14 protein-coding genes are annotated in these 20,333 nt (G+C 63.2%); 11 read left to right on the forward strand and 3 right to left on the reverse strand.

Annotation, left to right across the window (positions count from 1 at the left end):
- The first annotated feature begins 81 nt into the window (after window positions 1–81).
- Both EKO19_RS24635 and EKO19_RS24640 read left to right on the forward strand, forming a co-directional pair.
- Complete coding sequence (locus EKO19_RS24635) at window positions 82–2,661, forward strand: TonB-dependent receptor (RefSeq protein ID WP_175597172.1); 2,580 nt, start codon at window positions 82–84, stop codon at window positions 2,659–2,661.
- Complete coding sequence (locus tag EKO19_RS24640; protein ID WP_175597173.1) at window positions 2,658–4,724, forward strand: prolyl oligopeptidase family serine peptidase; 2,067 nt, start codon at window positions 2,658–2,660, stop codon at window positions 4,722–4,724. Before EKO19_RS24635 ends, EKO19_RS24640 begins: the two co-directional genes overlap by 4 nt.
- 1 nt (window position 4,725) lies before the next feature.
- Here the strand turns inward: EKO19_RS24640 and EKO19_RS24645 are convergent, their stop codons facing one another.
- Window positions 4,726–6,000 (reverse strand): O-acetylhomoserine aminocarboxypropyltransferase/cysteine synthase family protein, encoded by a 1,275-nt coding sequence (locus EKO19_RS24645; RefSeq protein WP_129779540.1) that lies wholly within the window; start codon window positions 5,998–6,000, stop codon window positions 4,726–4,728.
- Window positions 6,001–6,153: 153 nt separating this feature from the next.
- Here EKO19_RS24645 and EKO19_RS24650 point away from each other — a divergent pair, with 153 nt between their 5' ends.
- Window positions 6,154–7,302: a serine hydrolase domain-containing protein gene (locus EKO19_RS24650; RefSeq protein ID WP_157995422.1), complete on the forward strand. Its 1,149-nt coding sequence runs from the start codon at window positions 6,154–6,156 to the stop codon at window positions 7,300–7,302.
- 3 nt (window positions 7,303–7,305) lie between these two features.
- On the opposite strand, the gene EKO19_RS24655 is transcribed toward EKO19_RS24650, so the two are convergent.
- Entirely contained in the window at window positions 7,306–7,761 is a 456-nt protein-coding gene (locus tag EKO19_RS24655; RefSeq protein WP_175597174.1) for an Lrp/AsnC family transcriptional regulator, read from the reverse strand.
- A gap of 131 nt (window positions 7,762–7,892) precedes the next feature.
- On the opposite strand from EKO19_RS24655, the gene EKO19_RS24660 reads away from it, so the two are divergent.
- From EKO19_RS24660 to EKO19_RS24670, 3 genes are all read left to right on the forward strand, one after another.
- Window positions 7,893–8,696: a tryptophan 2,3-dioxygenase gene (locus EKO19_RS24660; protein ID WP_129779544.1), complete on the forward strand. Its 804-nt coding sequence runs from the start codon at window positions 7,893–7,895 to the stop codon at window positions 8,694–8,696.
- 38 nt (window positions 8,697–8,734) lie between these two features.
- A complete protein-coding gene (locus tag EKO19_RS24665; protein WP_129779546.1) occupies window positions 8,735–10,174 on the forward strand; it encodes an amidohydrolase family protein in 1,440 nt (479 codons plus the stop codon).
- Between the two features lie 201 nt (window positions 10,175–10,375).
- A complete protein-coding gene (locus tag EKO19_RS24670) occupies window positions 10,376–10,678 on the forward strand; it encodes a LysR substrate-binding domain-containing protein (RefSeq protein WP_129779547.1) in 303 nt (100 codons plus the stop codon).
- Between the two features lie 43 nt (window positions 10,679–10,721).
- Here the strand turns inward: EKO19_RS24670 and EKO19_RS24675 are convergent, their stop codons facing one another.
- Entirely contained in the window at window positions 10,722–11,951 is a 1,230-nt protein-coding gene (locus EKO19_RS24675; protein ID WP_129779549.1) for a hypothetical protein, read from the reverse strand.
- Window positions 11,952–12,770: 819 nt separating this feature from the next.
- On the opposite strand from EKO19_RS24675, the gene EKO19_RS24680 reads away from it, so the two are divergent.
- The 5 genes from EKO19_RS24680 (at window position 12,771) to EKO19_RS24700 (ending at window position 20,274) form a co-directional block, all read left to right on the forward strand.
- Window positions 12,771–13,340, forward strand: a complete 570-nt coding sequence (locus EKO19_RS24680; protein ID WP_129779551.1) for an RNA polymerase sigma factor — start codon at window positions 12,771–12,773, stop codon at window positions 13,338–13,340.
- Window positions 13,313–14,281, forward strand: coding sequence for a FecR family protein (locus EKO19_RS24685; RefSeq protein WP_129779553.1), 969 nt, complete (start codon window positions 13,313–13,315; stop codon window positions 14,279–14,281). Before EKO19_RS24680 ends, EKO19_RS24685 begins: the two co-directional genes overlap by 28 nt.
- Window positions 14,282–14,367: 86 nt before the next feature.
- On the forward strand, window positions 14,368–16,839 hold the full coding sequence (locus tag EKO19_RS24690) for a TonB-dependent receptor (protein WP_175597175.1): 2,472 nt from the start codon (window positions 14,368–14,370) through the stop codon (window positions 16,837–16,839).
- A 1-nt stretch (window position 16,840) separates the two neighbouring features.
- Window positions 16,841–17,833: an alpha/beta hydrolase gene (locus tag EKO19_RS24695; RefSeq protein ID WP_157995423.1), complete on the forward strand. Its 993-nt coding sequence runs from the start codon at window positions 16,841–16,843 to the stop codon at window positions 17,831–17,833.
- On the forward strand, window positions 17,830–20,274 hold the full coding sequence (locus EKO19_RS24700; protein ID WP_129779559.1) for a M20/M25/M40 family metallo-hydrolase: 2,445 nt from the start codon (window positions 17,830–17,832) through the stop codon (window positions 20,272–20,274). The genes EKO19_RS24695 and EKO19_RS24700 overlap by 4 nt, the downstream gene beginning before the upstream one ends.
- The last annotated feature ends 59 nt before the right edge of the window (window positions 20,275–20,333 follow it).

Genomic DNA, 20,333 nt, shown 5'->3' on the forward strand with positions numbered 1-20,333 from the left:
CGAACGCTCTATTCCTCCATCGAAGCGCTGGATGTTCCGGTGCTCGCTATTACAAGCCTCGTCAGAGGCGGAGGGGAGCTGGTGCGTACGTCTATCATTGCTGCTGCTGTGTGTTGTGCGTTGGCGGGCCTGGCATCGGCCGGCGAAGCAGTCGCCGCCATTCGCCGTGCCACGAACATCGAGCCGCAGGCGCTCGGCACGGCGCTGAAACAATTTGCCGAGTCGCGGGATCTGCAGCTGTTGTATTTCGCCGATGCGGTCAAGAACCTGCGAACGAGTGGGGCGGTCGGGGAGATCACGGTCGATGAGGCGCTGACGCGCATCCTCGGCGGCACGGGTCTCAGCTTTCGTTATCTCAACGAGAACACCATCACCATCTTCTCCGAGAACGCCGAGCGCGATTCGACGGGCGTGACCGGCGTGGAGGGGGTCAAGGGCGGCGGCGATGTCGTCGAGCTGGATGAGGTCGTGGTGACGGGAAGCCACATTCGCGGCGATGCCAAGAGCGCATCGCCGGTCCAGCGCATCGATCGGGACGAGCTTCGCTCACAAGGTTCCGCGTCGCTGCAGGACGCGCTCCGCGATATCCCCGCGAACTTCAGTGGCGACTTCAGCGGCGAAGGCGCCGGCGCCGGCCAAGGCGGCGGGCTCAGCAACAATTCATATAACCGCAGCCGTGCGACCGCACCGAATCTGCACGGTCTGGGCGCGGCGGCGACGTTGTCGCTGCTGAACGGTCGCCGTCTGCCGACCGCCTCGAATGGCTATTCAGTGGACTTGTCGTTGATCCCGCTCATCGCGCTGGAACGAGTGGAGGTGCTCGCGGACGGCGCGTCTCCCGTGTACGGCGCCGATGCCATCGCGGGCGTGGTGAACCTGATCACGCGTCGCAACGAGTCGGTCGTGGAATCGCGGGCCCGGTTCGGCACGCCCACCCAGGCCGGATTCGAACAGTGGCAGCTCGGTCAGGCGTTGGGCACTCAATGGTCGAGCGGTGCCGCGTTCTTCGCCTATCAGTTCGACGATCAGGACGAGCTGCGCGCCCGGCAGCGCAAGCGAACCACGAACATGACTTCCAATCGGTACGTCATGCCGAATCAGATCCAGCATTCCGCCTATGTGAATGCTCAGCAGGACGTGGGCAGTGCCGTGCAATTGGGGTTCGAAGGACTGTACTCGCGTCGCGACTTCGACGGTGAAACGCTGGTCACGGGCTCGCCGCAATGGTTCGATACCAGCACCGATCAGTTTCTGGGCGCGCTGACCGCCGACGTTCGACTCACCGAGCGCTGGCGCCTCACTGCCTTCGGGCAGTACTCCGGAGCGAGCTCCAAGCCGACCATCACCGGTGGCAGTCAGGCGTTGCTGCTGGATGAAATATTCAAGGGCACTGAGTTTTCGACGGGCGCCACCTTGTCCGGCCCCGTGGTGGAGTTGTTGGGTCGATCGGTGCGCGCCGCCATTGGTGGCGAGTACCGCGAGGAACAGCGTGAGCTCACTGGCTTCGGCGACGGGGTAAAACCGTTCGATGTGACTCGTGACATTCGCTCGGCATTCGTCGAATTGCAGATTCCCCTGGCGGATACATTGGAGGTTTCCGCCGCCGTGCGCCGCGACGACTATAGCGATTTCGGTGGCACCACCAATCCAAAGCTCGGTATCGCCTGGACGCCGCTGGAAGGCGTGCGTGTCCGCGGCACATATTCCACTTCGTTCCGCGCACTGTCGCTGAAAGACATGCACGGCCAGGTGAGTGCCGGTCTGTATAGATATGTCACCGACTCGACCAACCCGACGGGCCGATCGCTGGCGTTATTCGTGAACGGCAATCCGAGCGCATCGGTGCGCCCCGAGGAATCGGAGAACTACACCTTCGGCATCGACTTCTCGCCGGCCGCGGTGGCAGGCTTGACGCTGGGGCTCACGTACTTCAGCGTCGACTACGACGACAAGCTCGCCAATCCGTCCCAGGCGGTGACCAACCTGCTCAATCTCGATCTGCCGGACACGCAACCCTATTTCGTTCGCAATCCCAGCGTGAGCGAGGTTGAAGCTGTGCTCGCGAGCGTGAACGGCGTGGGCTCGTTCACTGGCATGACGCATACGGCGGATCAGGTCGAGGTCATCATCGACAACCGCTACACCAATCTCTCGGTCGCGAAAGTCCGCGGGCTCGACCTCGATGCGCGCTGGTCGTTCCCGGCGCTGGGCGGTGAGCTCACGGTGTCCAACCGCTCCACCATCGGACTCGATCATCTCACTGCAATCTCGGCGAGCGCACCCGAGGTGGAGCGCGTCGGCAGCGCCTTTTTTCCGGCCAAGTTCAGAAGTCGTCTGGGCGCAAGCGCCCGATGGAGCGTGATGCGGGCGGGGTTGACCGTGGACTACGTCAGTCGATTCGAGGATAAGCGCTATGTGCCGACCACCGACGTCGCCTCCTGGACGACTGTCGACGCAAACATCGGCGCGAGCTTCGCAAACTGGAGCGGTGTGTTGTCGGGCGTGGAGGCGGAGTTCGTGGTCCGCAATCTGTTCGACAAGGATCCACCCTACGTGCGCCCGTACGCATCGGCGCCCGGAGACTATCCGCTCTACGATCCGACCAACGCGAGCGTCGTCGGCCGCATGCTCTCGTTGCAGGTGACGAAGTCATGGCGATGAGCGGGTGGCTTGCCACGGTCAGTCTCGCAATGCTCTCGTCCCCGTCGCTGGCGGCTCCCCCCTTGGAGCAGGCGACGGAGACTGCGATTCGTGGTGCGCTCGAAGCTCCATCGATTCTGAATGCATTCGATTTCACCGGCCGTCCGCAGTTCGATGTTTCGCGCGACGGCAAGTGGGTGGTGTACGCAATGGAGCGCGCCGAAATCGCGAGCAATACGATTCGGGTGAGCTTGTGGATCGCTCACGTGGGATCGCGTGAACCGCCGCGGGAACTGCTGGAGGTTCGTCGCGCGTCGACCACGCTTGCAGTCAATCCCACCTTCAGTCCGGACGCTTCGCAGATCGCGATCACTGGGTATGGAACGCGCGGGGCACTGGCGATCGTGGATGTGAATCGCCGCTCGATACGTGAATTACCGGTGGATTTCTCGAAGCTCGATGCCTCTATCAACCCGGCGATGTGGATGGATGTGCAATGGTCTCCCGTGAGGGATGAGCTGGCCGTGGCGCTGAGGGAGCAGCGCCTTCCACCTCCCCAGGGGCCGGTCAGTGTGTCGGTGGATTGGGACGGAGAATTGCGCGGCGATCAGCACAGCCGGATCGCCATCGTCGATGCGACCTCAGGGACCGCGCTGGCAGTCACGCCGGCCGACATGGCCGTTGAAGGCTTCGGGCAAGCGCTCGACTGGTCTCCACGCGGGGATGCCTTTGCGTTCAGCGCGCGGGCAGCGTCGTTACTTCCGGCAGAAGGTGACAACAGCGATATCTACATTTTCGACAGGACGCGAAACACGACGCGCCGGATCGTGGAGCGACCCGGGCGTGATGGCTCGCCGCGCTGGTCTCCCGACGGCCGCTTCGTGGCATTCATCACAGCCGGCGAGAAGCAGACGTGGAGGATGCCGGCGCGACTTGCGCTGTTCGAGGTGAGCTCTGGGAACATTCGTGCGCTGATGACAGCGGACGATCCCTGGTTTTCGCCCTATGCGCCGTCCTGGTCGGGGGACGACGTGATGTTTGTCGGCATGAAGAGCATGGGCTGTGCGCTGTTTGCGGTGTCATCCACCGGCTCACCGCGCAGCAGACAATTGACGCCCGATGATCTGAGCTGTCACGGCACCGCTGTGTCGAGGCGCGACGGCAAGGTGTATGTGGTACGCGAGTCGGTTGCGAGCCGGGGCGATCTGATCGTTTCGTCGCCGCGTCGCTGGCAACCCAGCAGCCTCTCGTCGCTGCCAAACGATCCGGTGCTCGCCGCCACGCGGCTCAGCGTGGTGGCGTGGCCAAGCGCGGATCAAAAGTTCTCGATCCACGGCGTGCTCATCGAGCCGACCGCGCCGCACGCGGGCCGCCGGCCACTGCTCGTTGTACTGACAGGCGGGCCGAGCATGGTCACCCCGTCGGTCTACAATCCCAACGGCATCCATCAAATTGGCCCCGCGCTGCTGCGGGGATATGCGGTGTTGATCCCGAACACGCGAGGGCGCGGCGGCTATGGCCTGGAGTTTGCGCAAGCCATCACGCGCGAAAAGTCGCTGTTCGAGGCGCCGTTTTCGGACGTGATGAGCGGTGTGGATCACGTCGTGAATGCGCTGGGCATCGCCGATCCAGGTCGGCTCATGCTGGCGGGGTTCAGCTATGGCGGTGGGCTTTCCTATTTCACCGCCGGGCACACGGACAGGTTCCGCGCGATCATGGCCAACGAAGGCGCTGCCGATCTGATCGCTCGCGCGGCGCTCGTGGCCGGCAATCCGCGGGCGATGGATCACATGCGCTCGATCTTTGGTGTCGCGGATACATTCGATCCGGCTGATCGAGATGTTCTCGCGGCGCAGTCACCTCTGGCGAATGTGAGCAAGGTGCGCACGCCCCTCCTGATCGAATGCGGTGCCGACAGTCTCGCCGGATCGGAGTGCCTGAAGTTTTTCCGAGGGGTCAAGCAAACAGGCACGCCGACTGAGTTGGTCGTTTATCCGCGCACCGGCCACGTGCTTGCCGAGCCGTCGTTGCGTAACGACAGCGCTCACAAACAAGTCGCGTGGCTCGATCGCTGGGACGAATAGATCAACGCGCCGCGGCCAGCGCCTGATCCAGATCCTCGAGGATGTCCTCGATGTCTTCGATGCCCACGGACAGCCGGATCGCCTCCGGCGTGACGCCGACCTTGCGCTGTTCGTCCTCGCTGAGCTGGCGATGGGTGGTGGAGGCCGGATGACAGGCCAGCGATTTGGCGTCACCGATATTCACCAGGCGCTTGAACAGATTGAGAGCGTCGTAGAACTTCACGCCGGCTTCGAAGCCACCTTTGACGCCGAACGTGAGAATGCCCGCGGCGCGACCTTTCATATATTTCTGCGCAAGGGCGTGATGCGGATGATCCTTCAAGCCCGCATAGCGCACCCATTGAATCGCTTTGTGAGATTGCAGATGCTCGGCGACGCGCTGTGCGTTTTCGCAATGGCGCTGCATGCGCAGCGGCAGCGTCTCCATGCCTTGGAGCAGTTGGAATGCATTGAACGGTGACAACGCGGAACCGGTGTTCCGCAACGGCACGGTACGCGCACGGCCGATATATGCAGCGGGCCCGAGCGCATCGACATACACGACGCCGTGATAGGACGCTTCCGGTTCGTTGAACATCGGATAACGATCCTTGTGCGAGGCCCAGGGAAACTTGCCCGAGTCCACGATCAGGCCGCCGAGGGTCGTGCCATGGCCGCCGATGTATTTGGTGGCCGAGTGCACCACGACGTCCGCACCGTAGTCGAAGGGCTTGAGCAGCACCGGCGTGGCGACGGTGTTGTCGACGATGGTGGCGACACCATGGCTGCGCGCCATCGCGGTCACGGCCGCCACATCGACGATGTTGCCGGCCGGGTTGCCGATGGACTCGAAGAACACCGCCTTGGTCTTCTTGTCGATCAGCTTTTCCAGATCGCCGGCGGAATCGCTGGCGGCGAAACGCACTTGGATGCCCAGCTTCGGCAGCATGTGAGCGAACAGGGTGTACGTACCGCCATACAATTGCGGCGTCGTGACGATATTGTCACCGGCTTCCGCCAGATTGACGATCGCGTAATGAATCGCGGCGCTGCCGGCGGAAACAGCCAGCGCGGCCACGCCGCCTTCCAGCATCGCGATCCGCTTTTCGAGCACATCGCAGGTCGGATTCATGATGCGCGTGTAGATGTTGCCCGGCACCGCCAGGTTGAACAGATCGGCGCCATGCTGGGCGTTGTCGAATTCGAACGCGACGTTCTGATAGATGGGCACGGCCACGGCATGTGTGGTCGGTTCGGTTTCGTAGCCCCCGTGGATGGCGATCGTCTGGTCTTTCATGAGCTTTCTCGACTGTAAAGAAGCTATCGTCCACCATGCGGTAGCGTCCCGCAAGGTTGACCGCAGACGGGATCTCTGTCTCATGGATTGCCAACGTCCCTCTTGCCGGGACGGTCGCGGACTAGAATGGTGTTTTCTTTGGGAGGGCTGTTCGTGAACCATCCGGCTCGGGGCTTGTTGCTGTCGGCGCTGCTGACTCTGGTTTCATTCCCCGCGTTCTGCGCGGACACTTCCGCGATGGCCGCGGCGATCGATCGCGCGGCCCAGGCGGCCATCGCGGCAGGAGAGAGTCCGGGACTGCAGGTGGCGGTCTTCAAGGATGGCGCGCCGGTGCTGGTGAAAGGCTATGGTTCGGCCAATCTTGAATTGAACGTGCCGGTCGGCAACGACAGCGTGTTTCGGATCGGGTCGGTGACCAAACAATTCACCGCGGCTGCGCTGCTGAAACTTCAGGAAGAGGGCAAGCTGTCTACCAACGACAAGCTCTCCAAGTACTACCCCGCTTATCCGCGCGCCGCCGATGTGACTCTGGCACAGATGCTCCATCACACCTCCGGCCTGCACAACTACACGGACGATGAGGTGATTCTCGGGCGCGAGGCGGCGGTGACATTGACGACCGATCAATGGGTCGAACGCTTCGGCCGCATGACCAAGACCCAGGATTTCGAGCCCGGCACCCGCTGGTCTTACAGCAACACGGCTTATTTCCTGCTCGGCGGCATCGTCGAGAAAGTGGAGGGCAAGCCGCTGGCGACCGTGCTCGCCACGCGTTTTTTCACGCCGTTGGGCATGAAACAGACGGCGCTGGATAACGAGCAGGACATCGTCGCGGGGCGAGTGGCGGGCTACGACGCCGAGGCGCCGGGCAAATTCAAGAACGCCCGGCTGATCTCCATGACCATTCCCGGCGGCGCGGGGGCGATGCGTTCTTCGGCCAGCGATCTGGTGAAATGGAATGCCGCCTTGTTCGGCGGCAAGGTGCTGCAGCCCGCGAGCTTCCAGGCCATGATCGCGCCGGGCCGGCTCAACGACGGCAAGTTGAGCAGCACGGCGATGACCAAAGAGGGCGATGCGCTGCCCAGCGAGTATGGCTATGCGCTCGGCATCGCCAAGGTCGAAGGCCACACCCGCATCGGACACGGCGGCGGCATTTTCGGTTTCAACTCGTCGTTGCAGGAGTTTCCCGACGACCATGTCACGATTGCCGTCATCGCCAATGGCATCGGCCCCAAGGTCGGCGTGGGGCAGATCACGAAACGGATCGAGCGGATTGCGTTGAGCCTGGCTTCGAAAGAATAGCGCTCAGCGCACGCAGTCGATGGTCGCCGTGCGATGCTTGATGGCCTTGACGCACACGGTGGTCACGATTCGTTGCACGCCTGGCAGCCGCGAAATCTCCAGGCGCAGCAACTGATCGAGGTCGGCGATGCCCGGGACCAGCACCTGGAGCAGATAGTCGCCATCGCCGGCCGTGGCAAAACACTGCACGACGGACGCATGCCGGTTGGCCGCCGCCTCGAATTCCACGTGCTTGGTCGAGGTGATGGTGACCTGCACGAACGCGTGGATGTGCAGGCCGATCGCGGCGGGATCGACTTCGGCGCGGTAGCCCTTGATGATGCCGCGCTTCTCCAGGTCCTGGACGCGCGACCAGCAAGGGGTCTTGGACAGGCCGACCTTCTCGCCCAATTCGGCGAACGACAGGCGGGCGTCGTCTTCCAACGCACGCAGCAGGGCGATTTCGGTTTTGTCGAGCATCTGAATATTGTTTCGGAAAGGCGCGGGGCTGACAACCGTTGTTCGCGCGCGAGGGGTAAAACCCGCTCCGAACGGAACAATGTTTCCGGGCACCGGCGGCACACTGGTCAGCCATTGCAGGTGGAGCAGCCATGCCGAATGCCGATCAGTCGCCGGTTACCTACGCGAGTTATCTGCGCCTGGACGCGCTGCTAGATCAACAGGCCCCGGCCTCGGACAGCCACGATGAGATGCTGTTCATCCTGATTCATCAAGCCTCCGAGCTGTGGCTGAAGCTGTGCTTGCACGAGTTGCGGGCGGCGCGGATCAGCATCGCCGGCGATCAGTTGCGTTCGGCATTCAAGATGCTGTCGCGAGTCGCGGGTGTCCAGAAACAGCTGATCCATTCCTGGGACGTGTTGGGCACCATGACGCCGGCGGATTACCTCAGCTTCCGCGACAGGCTGGGCACGAGCTCGGGGTTTCAGTCGCAGCAGTATCGATTGATCGAGTTCATGTTGGGCAACAAGAGCGCGGCGCATGTGGAGCGCTTTCGCGATCAGGACTCCGCGTACCGGAGTTTGCAGCAGGCGTTGAACGAGCCGAGTATCTACGATGAAGCGCTGCGCGCCTTGCAGCGGCACGGGCTGGACATCCCCAGCAGTTACATCTCCCGCGATTTCAGTCAGCCCTATGAGCCGTCGCGCGAGGTCGAGATCGCCTGGTCCAAGGTGTATCGAAACACCGAGCGTTACTGGGAGCTGTACGAGCTGGCCGAGAAACTGGTGGATCTGGAAGATCGCTTTCAATTGTGGCGCTATGCGCATCTGCGCACGGTCGAGCGTATCATCGGCCGCAAGCCCGGGACCGGCGGCACACCGGGCGTGCCGTACCTCGCCAAGGTCATCGAACAGCGGTTCTTTCCGGAGCTTTTCTCGGTGCGCACGGCACTCTGATTCGAGCCGCGTCAACGCGGGCGCACGGGGGTACGACGATGCGCGCACTGTTTCCAAGCCTCGCGGCGCTGCTCGGCATGTCGATCGCGGGCATGGTGCCGGCTCAGAATGGTTCGGGGCGGCTGGCGTCGGACCAGGCATTCGTGGCGTACCACCAGCCGTCGATTGCGATCACCCATGGAACGCTGATCGACGGCTCCGGTACGGCACCTGCCAGAGACATGACCGTGCTGTTCGTCGCTGGACGCATCACAGCCGTTGGCCCGTCGTCGAGCACTCACGTTCCAAAGGAAGCGACCGTCATCGACGGCACGGGAAAGACCGTGCTGCCCGGATTCGTGCTCATGCACGAGCATATGTTTTATCCGATCGGCAAGGGCCGCTACGGCACCTATCCAGAGCAGTTCACGCGTCTGTACCTGGCCTCCGGTGCAACCACGATTCGAACCGCCGGGTCACTCGATCCCTATGCCGACCTCGCCGTCGCGCGGGCCATCGGCAGTGGCAGACGAATCGGTCCCGACATGGATGTCACGGGACCTTATATCGAAGGCGAGGGCGTGCCGCGACTGGATCGAATGCCTTCGGTGCATGGACCCGACAAGGTGCGCGAGCTCGTCAACTATTGGGCGGACGAGGGCGTCACCTCATTCAAAGTGTATGAGCACATCTCGCGCGCGGATCTGCGCGCCGCCATCGAAGCCGCGCACGCGCGTGGACTGAAAGTCACCGGTCACATCTGCTCGATCACTTACGAAGAGGCGATTGCAGCCGGCATCGACAATCTGGAACACAGTTTCATGGAGCCGAGCGACTTCGTGCCCGGAAAAAAACCGGAGGAGTGTCCGCCATGGGAGGTGCGAATGGCCTCGCTCATGGCGCTCGACCCGCAGGGGCCCGAAATACAGCGGCTGATCAAGTTGCTGGTCGATCGCAAGGTGGCGCTCACCTCGACGTTGCCCGTGGCCGAAGTCCTGATGCGCGGCCATCGACCGAGCGAGGAAACGCTCGCGCCGCTATCACCCGGATTGCGCAGCAGTTTCGATGCGATGTGGACGCGGCTGCAGCCGAGCCAGATGGTCAACATCATGACGGGCTTCATGCCCAAGCTGCTGCAGTTCGAGCGTGCATTCGTTGCCGCGGGCGGTTTGTTGATGGCCGGCTCCGATCCGACCAGCTATGGTGGCACCGTGCCTGGCACGACGGCGCAGCGACAACTGCACCTGATGCTCGAAGGCGGCTTCCAGTTGCCGGAGTCGATTCGAATCATGAGTCTCAACGGTGCCATTTATCTCGGGCGCGACCGGGAGATCGGTTCGGTGGCGGTCGGCAAGCGCGCCGATCTGGTGCTGTTGAATGGCGATCTGCCCGCGGATGCGAATGCAATCGACCGCGTGGCCAGCGTCTTCAAGAACGGTGTGGGCTATGACCCGGTCGCGATCAAGAAGACGCTGGCTGGTACGGTCGGAATCGATTGAGAGCCGAACCACGTTACGAAGCGGTGGCCTCGGCCTGCACGCCAGGGTCCAGTTTCTCGGCGCGCAGGGCGGCCTGGCCAAGTGCCTGCATGCGTTGACGATTGTTATAAACCTGCCTCGTAGGCAGGCTTGAACACTGTGGCCGCGAAGAGTTCGAGTGTTCCTGGCGCTGCAGGCCGGCAGTCGGTCCGGTGCCTGAACGTGCCCACGGATCGAAAGCTCGATCTGATCGCCGAGCGCTTCGATCTTTCGATCCGCATCGGCCCGATGACCGATTCGTCATTGCGCATGGTGATCCAAGGCGCCGGTATCTCCGCTTTCCCTTGCACGACGGATTTTCGGGATGAAGTGGATACGGGGCGGCTGGTTCGCCTGTTGCCGAGCTGGGCGATGCGCCACATGTTTCTTTACGCGGCGTATCCAGGGAACATCGCGCCGCCCGCGAAGACACGGGCGTTCATCGATCTTGCAAAGGCAGCCGTGCGTGAACGCGTCGCCCGATAGTCGGGCGACGCGGATGTGACTTCGACTATTGCCTCGGGGTCAACTACCAGCGTGCGTTAGTGCTGCCGAGCTCATTCCATTCCGCCAGCACGTCGTGGGCCGGAATGTAGTTGGTCATCTCGGGATTGTTGCCCGCGGGCACGCGGCGTTTGCCTTCGATGGTGCCGCCCAGCTGATCGAGCGGAATCGGCTGATCGTAGAGGTACAGCTCGCCGACGCCGAGCGGTCCTTGATACGTAGCGCCGTTCTTGAGCAGTACCGCATCCACGGTGTACGAGGAGTGCAGATCGAAGGTGCACGTCGCATAGTCGAGCGTCAGGGTGATCAAGCGGCCTGGTGTCGTCGGCGGGCCGCTGCCCACCACACTGCCGGTGTAACCGTCGCCGCTCGCCGGTGTGTACGAGAAGATGTCGTCGATGCTCACGAACCCGCTCTCCAGCGCGATGCCCGCCGAGGTCCAGAATCCAATCGCCGGACCGGTATCCACTTTGCGCAGCGTGCCGGTCAGTCGGCCTCGATGGGTTCCCGCATGCGTCCGGGCGTCGGCGGTGGAGCTGAATTGGAAGTTGTCGAAGGACGCTTCGGCTCGAAACTCCTGTACGGTGCGGAACCGGTCGCAGGTCGCGGCGTCATCGAGAATCGTCACGTTCGCGACCAGCAACTGATACGCCGCTTCGCCTCTATATCGCGCCGATACCGTGACGACGTTAGGAGTCGGGCGCGTCGCCGGCGCGGTGTAGGTTGCGCGTCCCGGCAGCTCATCGTCGGGCACAGGTTCCGGTTCCGGTGGATCCTCGAACTCATCGCAGAGGACGACCTGAAACTGCGCGCTCTGGCCGACATTGAGCGTCACCCGATTCGGCACCAACTGAGCCCCCGCGACCAGCGACCAATCGCTGAAGTGCGTCGTCGGCACCGCGAGTGTGCGCGCCACGGTGTCGCGAGTCGGTTCCTTGTAAACGTGCCACAGGCGCGCCGAGTCCTGATGAGCAATGGTCAGCGCATTGACATCGGTGCCGAGCACGTCGTCATCCGTGTAGTGCCAGCGGATCGTCATCGGCGTCGCGGTTCTCAGACCTTCCGGCGAAATCCGATAAGCGCGGCCCTTCGCGCCGTGAGCGGTGTTGGTGATCTGCTGGATCGAGAGCGTGCGATCCCGATCGAATGCGCCCGCGGGCACTTCGACTGTCAAGGCGCCATCGTCGCTCGAGAGTTGACCGCCCGCGACGCCGATGGTGGCGCACATCAGCGCGGCCACACTCCGTCTCATCATCGTGTTCCTCTGGGGTTGCAGATGGTCACGAAGTGTGGTGAGTCAGCGTGCGATCGACATCCATCGACGGAGCCAGCGTTCGGAGCCAGCGTTCGGAGCCATGCCCGTTGGTCGGTCGCGCGGATCGATGCTCACTGGCACGACGAATGATCAAAAGTTGAGCACGTGATGCGCGTCGCGGATTTTCGCGGCAAGAGGTCGTGCTCCAGAAGATATCCACAGGGTTGCCCACAACTTTTGTGGATGACTCGTCGGCGACGAAGCCGCGCGACCTGTCAAGACTTGAATTGCACGCTGGCAGCGTCGCTATCCCAGCAGCGCCTTTGCGATCCGCGCACCCTGACCACCGAGCTTCATCGAGGACAGTGTCGACCTCGTCGTCTCCGGCAACGAGCCGCCAGAAGTGAGCAACGTTTCCTGCAACAGTTCCAGGATCGGCGCCGCGCCTTGCGTGCCGATCGGCGTCGAGTTTCGCGTCCGCCGCCGGACGTGACGACCGGATCCGACAGCTGGATCAGCTTTGTAACGGTGTTCGCCGGCGTGAAGAAACGCGAGCCCACGACCAGATGCACGACGGTGAGCAATGCCGGCACGCGCGCAGAACCGTACTCATCGAGCTCACGGATGATCAAAAGTTGAGCATGTGACGCGCACGCCCGATTTTCGCCGCGAGAGAGTGTGCTCAAGAAGATATCCACAGGGTTGCCCACAACTTTTGTGGATCACTTCACGGCAACGACCGGTTGCGATCTGTCAAGCGCGAGTTGCGCGGCTGCGGCTCGTCCCTTAGGCTGCCGGCCGCTGGAGGTGAGCAGCCAAGTGCACGACCGCGATGCCCGCAACGCCTGGTTCAAGTCGATCATCCTGGTGCATGAGCCGGCACTGCGCCGTCAACTGCGTCGGATGGCGCTGCCTGCCGTGGAGATCGACGACGTTGTCGCCGAGACGCTGGCTCGTGCGTATGTGGCAACGGACTGGGCGCGCATCGAGCAGGGTCGCAGCTATCTCTTCACCATCGCGCGCAACCTGCTGACCGACGCGGCACGGCGCAAGGCCGTGGTTTCTTTCGATTTGATGGCCGACCTGGAAGTGCTCAACGTCGCGGACGGCGGCGGTTCGGCGGAGGAGGTCGTCACCGTGCGGGACGAGCTGCGCCGCTTGCAAGCCATCATCGATACGCTGCCGCCCCAATGCCGCCGGGTGTTCATCCTGCGCCGGGTGCTGGAAAGATCGACGCAGGAGATCGCCGCCGAGCTGTCGCTCTCGATTTCAACCGTGGAGAAACATTTGACCAAGGCGATTGCGCTCGTCACCAGCGCGCTCGCCGAGCATCGGGCTCCCCAACACAGGTTCGGACGATCATGGCGCAAAGTGAAGGAAACGCGCTGAGCGGCGAGGCGGCCGCCTGGGTCGCTCGAGTTCACGGGCCGGAGGTCACGCGCGAGGTGCGGGACGAACTGGCGCGCTGGATGGATGCGGATCCATCGCACGCGGTGGCTTATCTGCGGGCGGAGGCCGCGTGGGAGCGCATGGAGCGACTCAAAGCGGTGCCGGTTTCATCGCTCGCGCCGGAGCAGACGGTTGCTCCCTGGCGGATGACGCGGCGAATTGCGCTCGCCGGTGGACTCGGTCTATGCGCGGCAAGTGCCGCCGGGTGGTGGATTTTTTCGCTCCCCGACACTTATGAGAGTGCCATCGGCGAGCGCCGGATCATCGCTTTGGAAGACGGCAGCCGGGTCACCTTGAATACCGCCAGCGTGTTGCGCGTCCGATTCACGGACTCGGAGCGGTCGTTACATCTGGTCAGCGGTGAAGCGCTGTTCGAAGTGGCTCACAATCCGTTGCGTCCGTTCGTCGTCAAAGCCGCGAGCTCACATATCCGCGCCCTGGGCACGGCGTTCAGCGTTCGCTTGCGCAGCGATCTCGCCGAGGTCACAGTGACCGAAGGCACTGTTGTGGTCGTCGAAGCACCGGAGACATCGCCACCGCCGGACCCGGCCAGGCAGATTGCTGCCGGCTCAGGGGCGGTTGTCGACCGTACAACAGTCGCCAAGAGCGAGCTTGCGCCGGATGTGCTCCGCCAACGTCTCGCCTGGAGCGAAGGAGTGATCGAGTTGCGCGGCGAGACCCTGGAGCAGGCCGCCGAGGAATTCAGTCGATACCGGACCAAACGCATCATCGTTGCCGATCCGCGCATCGCCTCCATCCGGATCGGCGGGCGCTTCCCGAGCGACGAAGCCGATGCGTTCCTGCGCTCGGTGCAGTCCGGCTTTCCGGTCCGGATCATTGAGGGTGCCGATGGCACCGTGTATCTGGTCCACCGCGACTGAAAAAAATTTCACGCCCGACTAGCAGCTCCGGCGACTTGCTTCGTTTCGACATCGGTACCCAGCAACAGCTGGCGGGGAGGATGTCGATGTCGTCACGAAAACAATCCAACAACAACTCGATTGCCCGGTGCCTGCGTAAGACCCTGGTGGCCGCGGCGCTCGGCGCGTTGCTCAGTCAGAACGCCGTGGCCGAGGAGCCGCGTCAACGAGTCGATATTCCGGCGCAGCCCGTCGTCGACGCCTTGAATGCTTTCTCGCGCGAGTCCGGCCTGCGGTTGCTCTTCCCCTATGACGCGGTCGAGAACAAACAGATCCGTGCCATCCAGGGCGAGCTCACCAGGCAGGAAGTGCTCGACCGGTTGTTGATCGAAGCAGGGCTGATCATCGCTTCGCGGGACGGCAATGTCGTCACGCTGCGTGTCGCCGATCTCAGGCCGACCGCAATCGTCGTCGAGGAAGTGATCGTCACAGCGACCCATCGCGAGCAGTCGTTGAGCGAGGTGCCGATCGCCACCACCGCGCTCACTCAAGACGATCTGACCCGGGCCGGAGCAACCCGCGTTCAGGATGTCGTGCGCTATTCACCGGGCTTCTCGATGACCAGCGCCGGAGCCAACCGGGAACGCATCGCCGTGCGCGGTATCTCGACGTCGCAGGGCCAGTTTCTGCAGCAGGCGACGGTCGGCCAGTTCATCGATGAAATCGTGACAGACTCGGGCGCCGGATCGAGCACGACGCTCGATTCGCGTTTGTTCGACGTGGCGCGCGTCGAGCTGCTGCGGGGTCCGCAGGGAACCTTGTTCGGCTCCGGCTCGCTGAGTGGCGCCCTGCGCGTCATCACCAACAAGCCGGATCTCGAAGCGTTTCACGTTACAACGGAGGCGCGCGGCGAATCGATCGAGGACGGTGAGCTGGGAGGAGGCGTGAGCGGGATGCTCAATGTACCTCTCGTGCAGGGCCGGCTCGGCTTGCGTGCCGTGGCTTATGCGCACAACGAAGGCGGTTATGTGGACAACGCCAGGCTCGGTCAGGAGGATGTGAATTCGGAGCATGTGCGCGGCGGCCGTTTGATAGTGGCTGCGCAGCCGGTGGACCGGCTGTCGTTGCAAGCGACGCTGCTGTATCAGAACAGTAAGACGTTCGGCGGCTTTGCGTCGGTCGTGACTCCCGGTCTCGGCGCGCCCGTCGAAGAATATAAATCGATACAGAGCGTGAACAGCCGCAACGAGCTGGAGTTCTCGGCGGCCAATTTCGTCGGGCAGGTCGATCTCGGCTTTGCTTCGCTGCTGTCCTCGACCAGCTATAGCGAGCGCGAGTTCACGCTCACCGATGACGGTACGCCCTATCTCACCGCCATCTCCCGCTTGCTGGGCGTGCCGGGGGGGCTTACCACGCCGACGCCGGCGCTGACGCCGTCCTCGACGCACCAGTTCTCGCAGGAGTTGCGGCTGGCGTCGACGGGGGAGCAGGTCCTCGACTGGACCGTCGGTGCGATCTATATCGATCGCGATACGCGAGGCGGCCAGTGGGTCGTCGCGCCAGCGCTCACCGCTTTGGTAGGCTCTCCCAATCTGTACGCCTTGGATGTGCAATCTTCGCAAAGCGAACAGGCGCTGTTCGGCGAGCTGTCCTGGGATATCACCAGCCGCTTCACCGCGACCGCCGGCCTGCGCGCCAGTCGTACCAGCATTGGCTTCGACACGATTGCCGCCGGATATCTCGCCACCGGCTCCTTCACGCGAGTCAACACGTTCTCAGGCGACAAGGACGTGGATACGGTCACGCCGAGATTTGCATTGAGTTATGCATTCTCCGACAGCGCGCGCATGTATGCACAGGCCGCGAAAGGCTTTCGCACCGGCGGTCCGAATGCAACGGCGTCCACACTGCTCGGCATTCCCAGCACGTACGAGCCGGATTCTCTATGGAACTACGAGCTGGGGTTGAAGAGTCACTGGCTCGATCGTCGCATCGCCTTCAACGCGGCCCTGTATTACATCGATTGGCAGGATCTGCAACTCGGCCTGGCCCGCAGCGGCGTGGCTTATACCGGCAATGCCGGTGCGGCGGAGTCCTACGGCGTCGAGATCGAGGCCGTCTGGCGGATGACCTCGCGCTGGACGCTGGGCTCGGCGCTGTTCGGGGGGCATGCCGAGGTGACCGAAGACGTGCCGACGCTCACGCGACCGGGCGGGGCGCTCGGCGTTCGATCGGGCGAGCGCTTGCCGGCGACGCCGGAATTCACCAGCACGACCTATCTGGAGTTCCGGCCGACGGCGGCAACGACAGTGCGTGCCGAGCATGGTTATGTCGGTGCCTCGTATGTGGACTTCGCGTCCAGTGGCCCGAAGCTCGGGGATTATCACCTCGTGAATCTTCGCGGCACGCTGCGGCTGTCGGCGATCGATCTCATGCTCTACGTCGACAACTTGCTCAACGAGGATGGCAGAACCACCGCCACGCTCGCTTCGTCGCTGGCGGGACAACTGTTGTTCCCTGCGACAGCAGTGCAGTTGCGACCCCGCACCGTCGGCTTCGAGGCGCGTTATGAGTTTTGAAGTGGCAGGGAGATTGATCGCGCGAGTCGCAACGCTGGGTGCGGTCTGTGCTGTCGCTCTGTCCGGTTGCTCATCGGAACCGCCTCCGCTCGGGCGGAAAGTTGATATCGGCGGGGTCGAGCTTCATCTGTATTGCACCGGGCCGCAGGGCGCGCAACCTACGGTCATCATCGAAGCGGGTCTGGGCGGGATGGCCGCGTTCTATCACTGGGTGCAAGCCGGAGTCTCACAACGTACGCGCGTGTGTTCATACGATCGTGCCGGGTTGGGGTGGAGCGACAGCAGTTCCGAGCCACGCGATGCAGAGCATATGGTTCATGAGCTGCATGCCTTGCTGGAGGCGGCGCACGTGGCGCCGCCTTATGTGATGGCCGGACATTCACTCGGTGGATTGCTCATCCTCGCGTACACGCGGCGCTATCCCGATGAAGTCTCCGGTCTGGCGTTCCTCGACTCGAGCCATCCGCAGCAGAAGGCCAGCTTCCCCAACTACGAGCGCGACGAGCGACGGGGCAAATATTTCTACAGCGCGATGAAAGTCGCAGCGCATTTAGGGGGGGCTGGATTGTTTCGCTCACAGTTGGCGGGGGATTGGTTCGAGCGGCTGCCTGCGCAGGTACAGGTGTCGCTCGACTACTTCCTCGACGACCCTCGAACCTATGCCACGTCGCGTGCCGAGCTGGACCATTTCGATGCCGATGCCAGCGAGGCGGCGCTGGTCGACAGCCTGGGGGATCGGCCAGTGGTGGTCATCACCGCAGGCGAGCTGAGGAAGCACTCGAACCCGGAGGAACTGGCGCGCGCGCAGGAACACCTGCGGGTTTTCTCGGCGTTGCATGCGAAGCTCGCCGCGCTTTCCACCCGAGGCCGTCACGTCACGCTGCCGGAAGCAGGACACATCTCCTTGATTGGCGAGAAGAGACATGCAGATGAGGTCGTCGGAAATATTCTGCAGATCGTGCAAGAGTCTCGGGCGGCGGGTGAGCCACGATGAAAGATTCCGTTCGACGCCAGGGTTCGTTCCTTAGCGCGTTGCCGCTGCTGGTTTGTCTCGTCATCGGTGTGATGCTCGCCGCCTCGGCAATGCAAACGCCCGCGCCGGTTGCCGCGACGGCCCCTGCGACGGTCTTTTCCGCCGAGCGAGCGATGCAGGATGTGCGTGTCATCGCGCAACGTCCTCATCCCATCGGTTCGGCAGACGCGGCGCGCGTTCGGGATTACATCGCCGGCCGATTGCAAACACTCGGCCTGCAAACGCATGTCCAGCGAGACGAGGCCTTTTTCGATGGCTGGAGATTGCCGCCCGTGCTGGCCTCGGTCGAGAACGTCGTCGGCGTGCTAGCCGGGCGCTCGCCGGAGTTGCCGGCCATCGTGATCATGAGCCATTACGACACCGTGCCGACTTCACCCGGCGCCGGGGACGACACGGCGGGTGTGGCTACAGCACTGGAGCTGGCCGCGAATCTGCGTGCGGGCGAGCCGCTGGATCGCACGGTGATCTTCCTGTTCACGGACGGTGAGGAAGTCGGGCTGCTGGGCGCAGCTGCATTCTTTGAGAGCGATCCGCTGAGCCGGCGCGTCGGCGTCGTGCTGAACATGGAAGCTCGGGGTACCAGCGGTCGCGCCATGATGTTTGAAACGAGCGAGCGTGCCGGCGATCTGGTTCGGCTATGGAGCGCGCACGCGAGTCTGCCCGTTGCAAATTCATTGATGGGTAGCGTGTATCGACGCATGCCCAACGGCACGGATCTGACCGTTCCGTTGAAACGCGGTCTGCCGGGGCTGAACTTTGCGTTTCTCGGCGATCAGTTCGGTTATCACACGATGGTGGCCACGCCCGAGCGGCTCGATGTTGGCAGTCTTCAGCATCTCGGGGATCAGGTGCTGCCGATCGTGCTGGCGCTCGCGAAGGGTTCAGAGTTGCCGGCCGCGCATCCGGATGTGGTTCATTTCGATGTTCTCGGCAAGGCGCTGATGCTGTATCCGACCTGGATCGGCTGGGGGCTGGCGATTCTGGCGATGGCGCTCGTGGTGTTCGCAATCATTCGCACACGTCGCATGGACCTCGCGACCGGCTGGGATTTCGCGCGCGGCGCCAGTGCGCCGCTGTTGGTGCTTTCGGCCACAGCGCTGTGTCTGCAGGCCGCGGGCGCGGGGATTCTGAAGAGCTCCATCTCGCAGATATATGCATTGTTTGATCGACATACATTCGAGCTTGCCGGTGCGGCGAGTCTTGCGGGGGGCATAGCGGTGATGTTGGTCATCGCTCAATTGCGCGGTGCCGGCGCCCGTGCGGTGTTCGTCGCTGCATGGATCGTGGCGGCGATCTCCTGTCTGGTCTCGGGCAGTGTCGATTGGGTGGCGATCGGGCTTGCCGCGTTCGTGAGCATTCTGGGACTGGTGACATTGCGGAAAGCAGCGTCCGCGTGGGGCTATTGGTTGGGGGGGCTCGCAACCTGCGCCGCTCTGGCGGCGATTGCTCAGGGGCTCGCGCCGCTCGGCGCGTTCATGCTGATGTGGCCGATACTCGGCGCCGCCATCCTGGCAGTTCTCACGTTGTTGGTAGCGCCGAAGGAGATGGATGGGCGCGTAGTGCTGGCGAGTGGGTTGCTCGGCACGGTGCTGTTCGCTCAGCTGGCCTATTGGGCGGCAACTATCTTTGGCGCCGTCGGGGCCCTGTTGCCGCTGATCCTGGCGCCGTTCGCGACGGTTGCAGTGCTCGTGTTGTTTCCTTTGATTCGCGCTTCGGCGCGTGCCGGATTGGCGGCCTGTGCTTTCGCCTTCGTGGCGGGAGCATTGCTCGTTGCCTATTCACGCATGGATCGCAGTCCCAGCGTCGATGCTCCGGAAACGCGCGACGCATTCTTCATCGCCGACGTGACGGGCGGTCGCTACTACCGCGCCAGTACGCTGCCACAGCCGGATGAGTGGTCCTGGTCAGCGCTGCAGATCGATGGCGCGAAGCCCGAGAAAAAGACGCTCGAGCCGGTGTTCACGCAGCCGATGTGGCTCGCCGAAACCGGGTTCGCCAATGCCGTCGGACCGACGATTGCGGCGGAACACACGACAGCGGCAGAGGGAACGCAGGTCGTGATTCGGGTCGGCAGCCCGCATCAGGCGCGGCAGATTGCGGTTCACATCCGTACGTCGAATGAAGTCCGCAATGTCACGTTGAACGGGCATCCGGTTCGCGCGGAGTGGTTCTCTCGTGCGAATGAATGGGGGCGCTTCACCGCGTACGCGACCGGACCGGAGGGGCTGACGCTCCGCTTCGATACCACTGCGCTCGGACGCATCGAAGTGCACGCGATCGAAATCGTCGACGGTTGGCCGGCAGGCCTGAAGTTACCCGCGGCGCCACCGGCTGAAACGATGCCGGCGCGCCTGTCGGAGAACTCACTGTTCATGAGCCATATCGTGATCGGCGCTCGGTGAGCGCAAGGGCCCGAGCCCCTGGCGCCCGCTCGTCGAGCTCAATGACGCGTGTTGCCCGA

Source organism: Peristeroidobacter soli, from assembly GCF_004138485.1.
Lineage (GTDB): Bacteria > Pseudomonadota > Gammaproteobacteria > Steroidobacterales > Steroidobacteraceae > Steroidobacter > Steroidobacter soli.

Bases quoted from the DNA above. Each gene is read 5' to 3' on its own strand.
- EKO19_RS24640 (WP_175597173.1), top strand. From the start codon at position 2,658: ATGAGCGGGTGGCTTGCCACGGTCAGTCTCGCAATGCTCTCGTCCCCG.
- EKO19_RS24645 (WP_129779540.1), bottom strand. From the start codon at position 6,000: ATGAAAGACCAGACGATCGCCATCCACGGGGGCTACGAAACCGAACCG.
- EKO19_RS24655 (WP_175597174.1), bottom strand. From the start codon at position 7,761: ATGCTCGACAAAACCGAAATCGCCCTGCTGCGTGCGTTGGAAGACGAC.
- EKO19_RS24660 (WP_129779544.1), top strand. From the start codon at position 7,893: ATGCCGAATGCCGATCAGTCGCCGGTTACCTACGCGAGTTATCTGCGC.
- EKO19_RS24665 (WP_129779546.1), top strand. From the start codon at position 8,735: ATGCGCGCACTGTTTCCAAGCCTCGCGGCGCTGCTCGGCATGTCGATC.
- EKO19_RS24675 (WP_129779549.1), bottom strand. From the start codon at position 11,951: ATGATGAGACGGAGTGTGGCCGCGCTGATGTGCGCCACCATCGGCGTC.
- EKO19_RS24685 (WP_129779553.1), top strand. From the start codon at position 13,313: ATGGCGCAAAGTGAAGGAAACGCGCTGAGCGGCGAGGCGGCCGCCTGG.
- EKO19_RS24690 (WP_175597175.1), top strand. From the start codon at position 14,368: ATGTCGTCACGAAAACAATCCAACAACAACTCGATTGCCCGGTGCCTG.
- EKO19_RS24700 (WP_129779559.1), top strand. From the start codon at position 17,830: ATGAAAGATTCCGTTCGACGCCAGGGTTCGTTCCTTAGCGCGTTGCCG.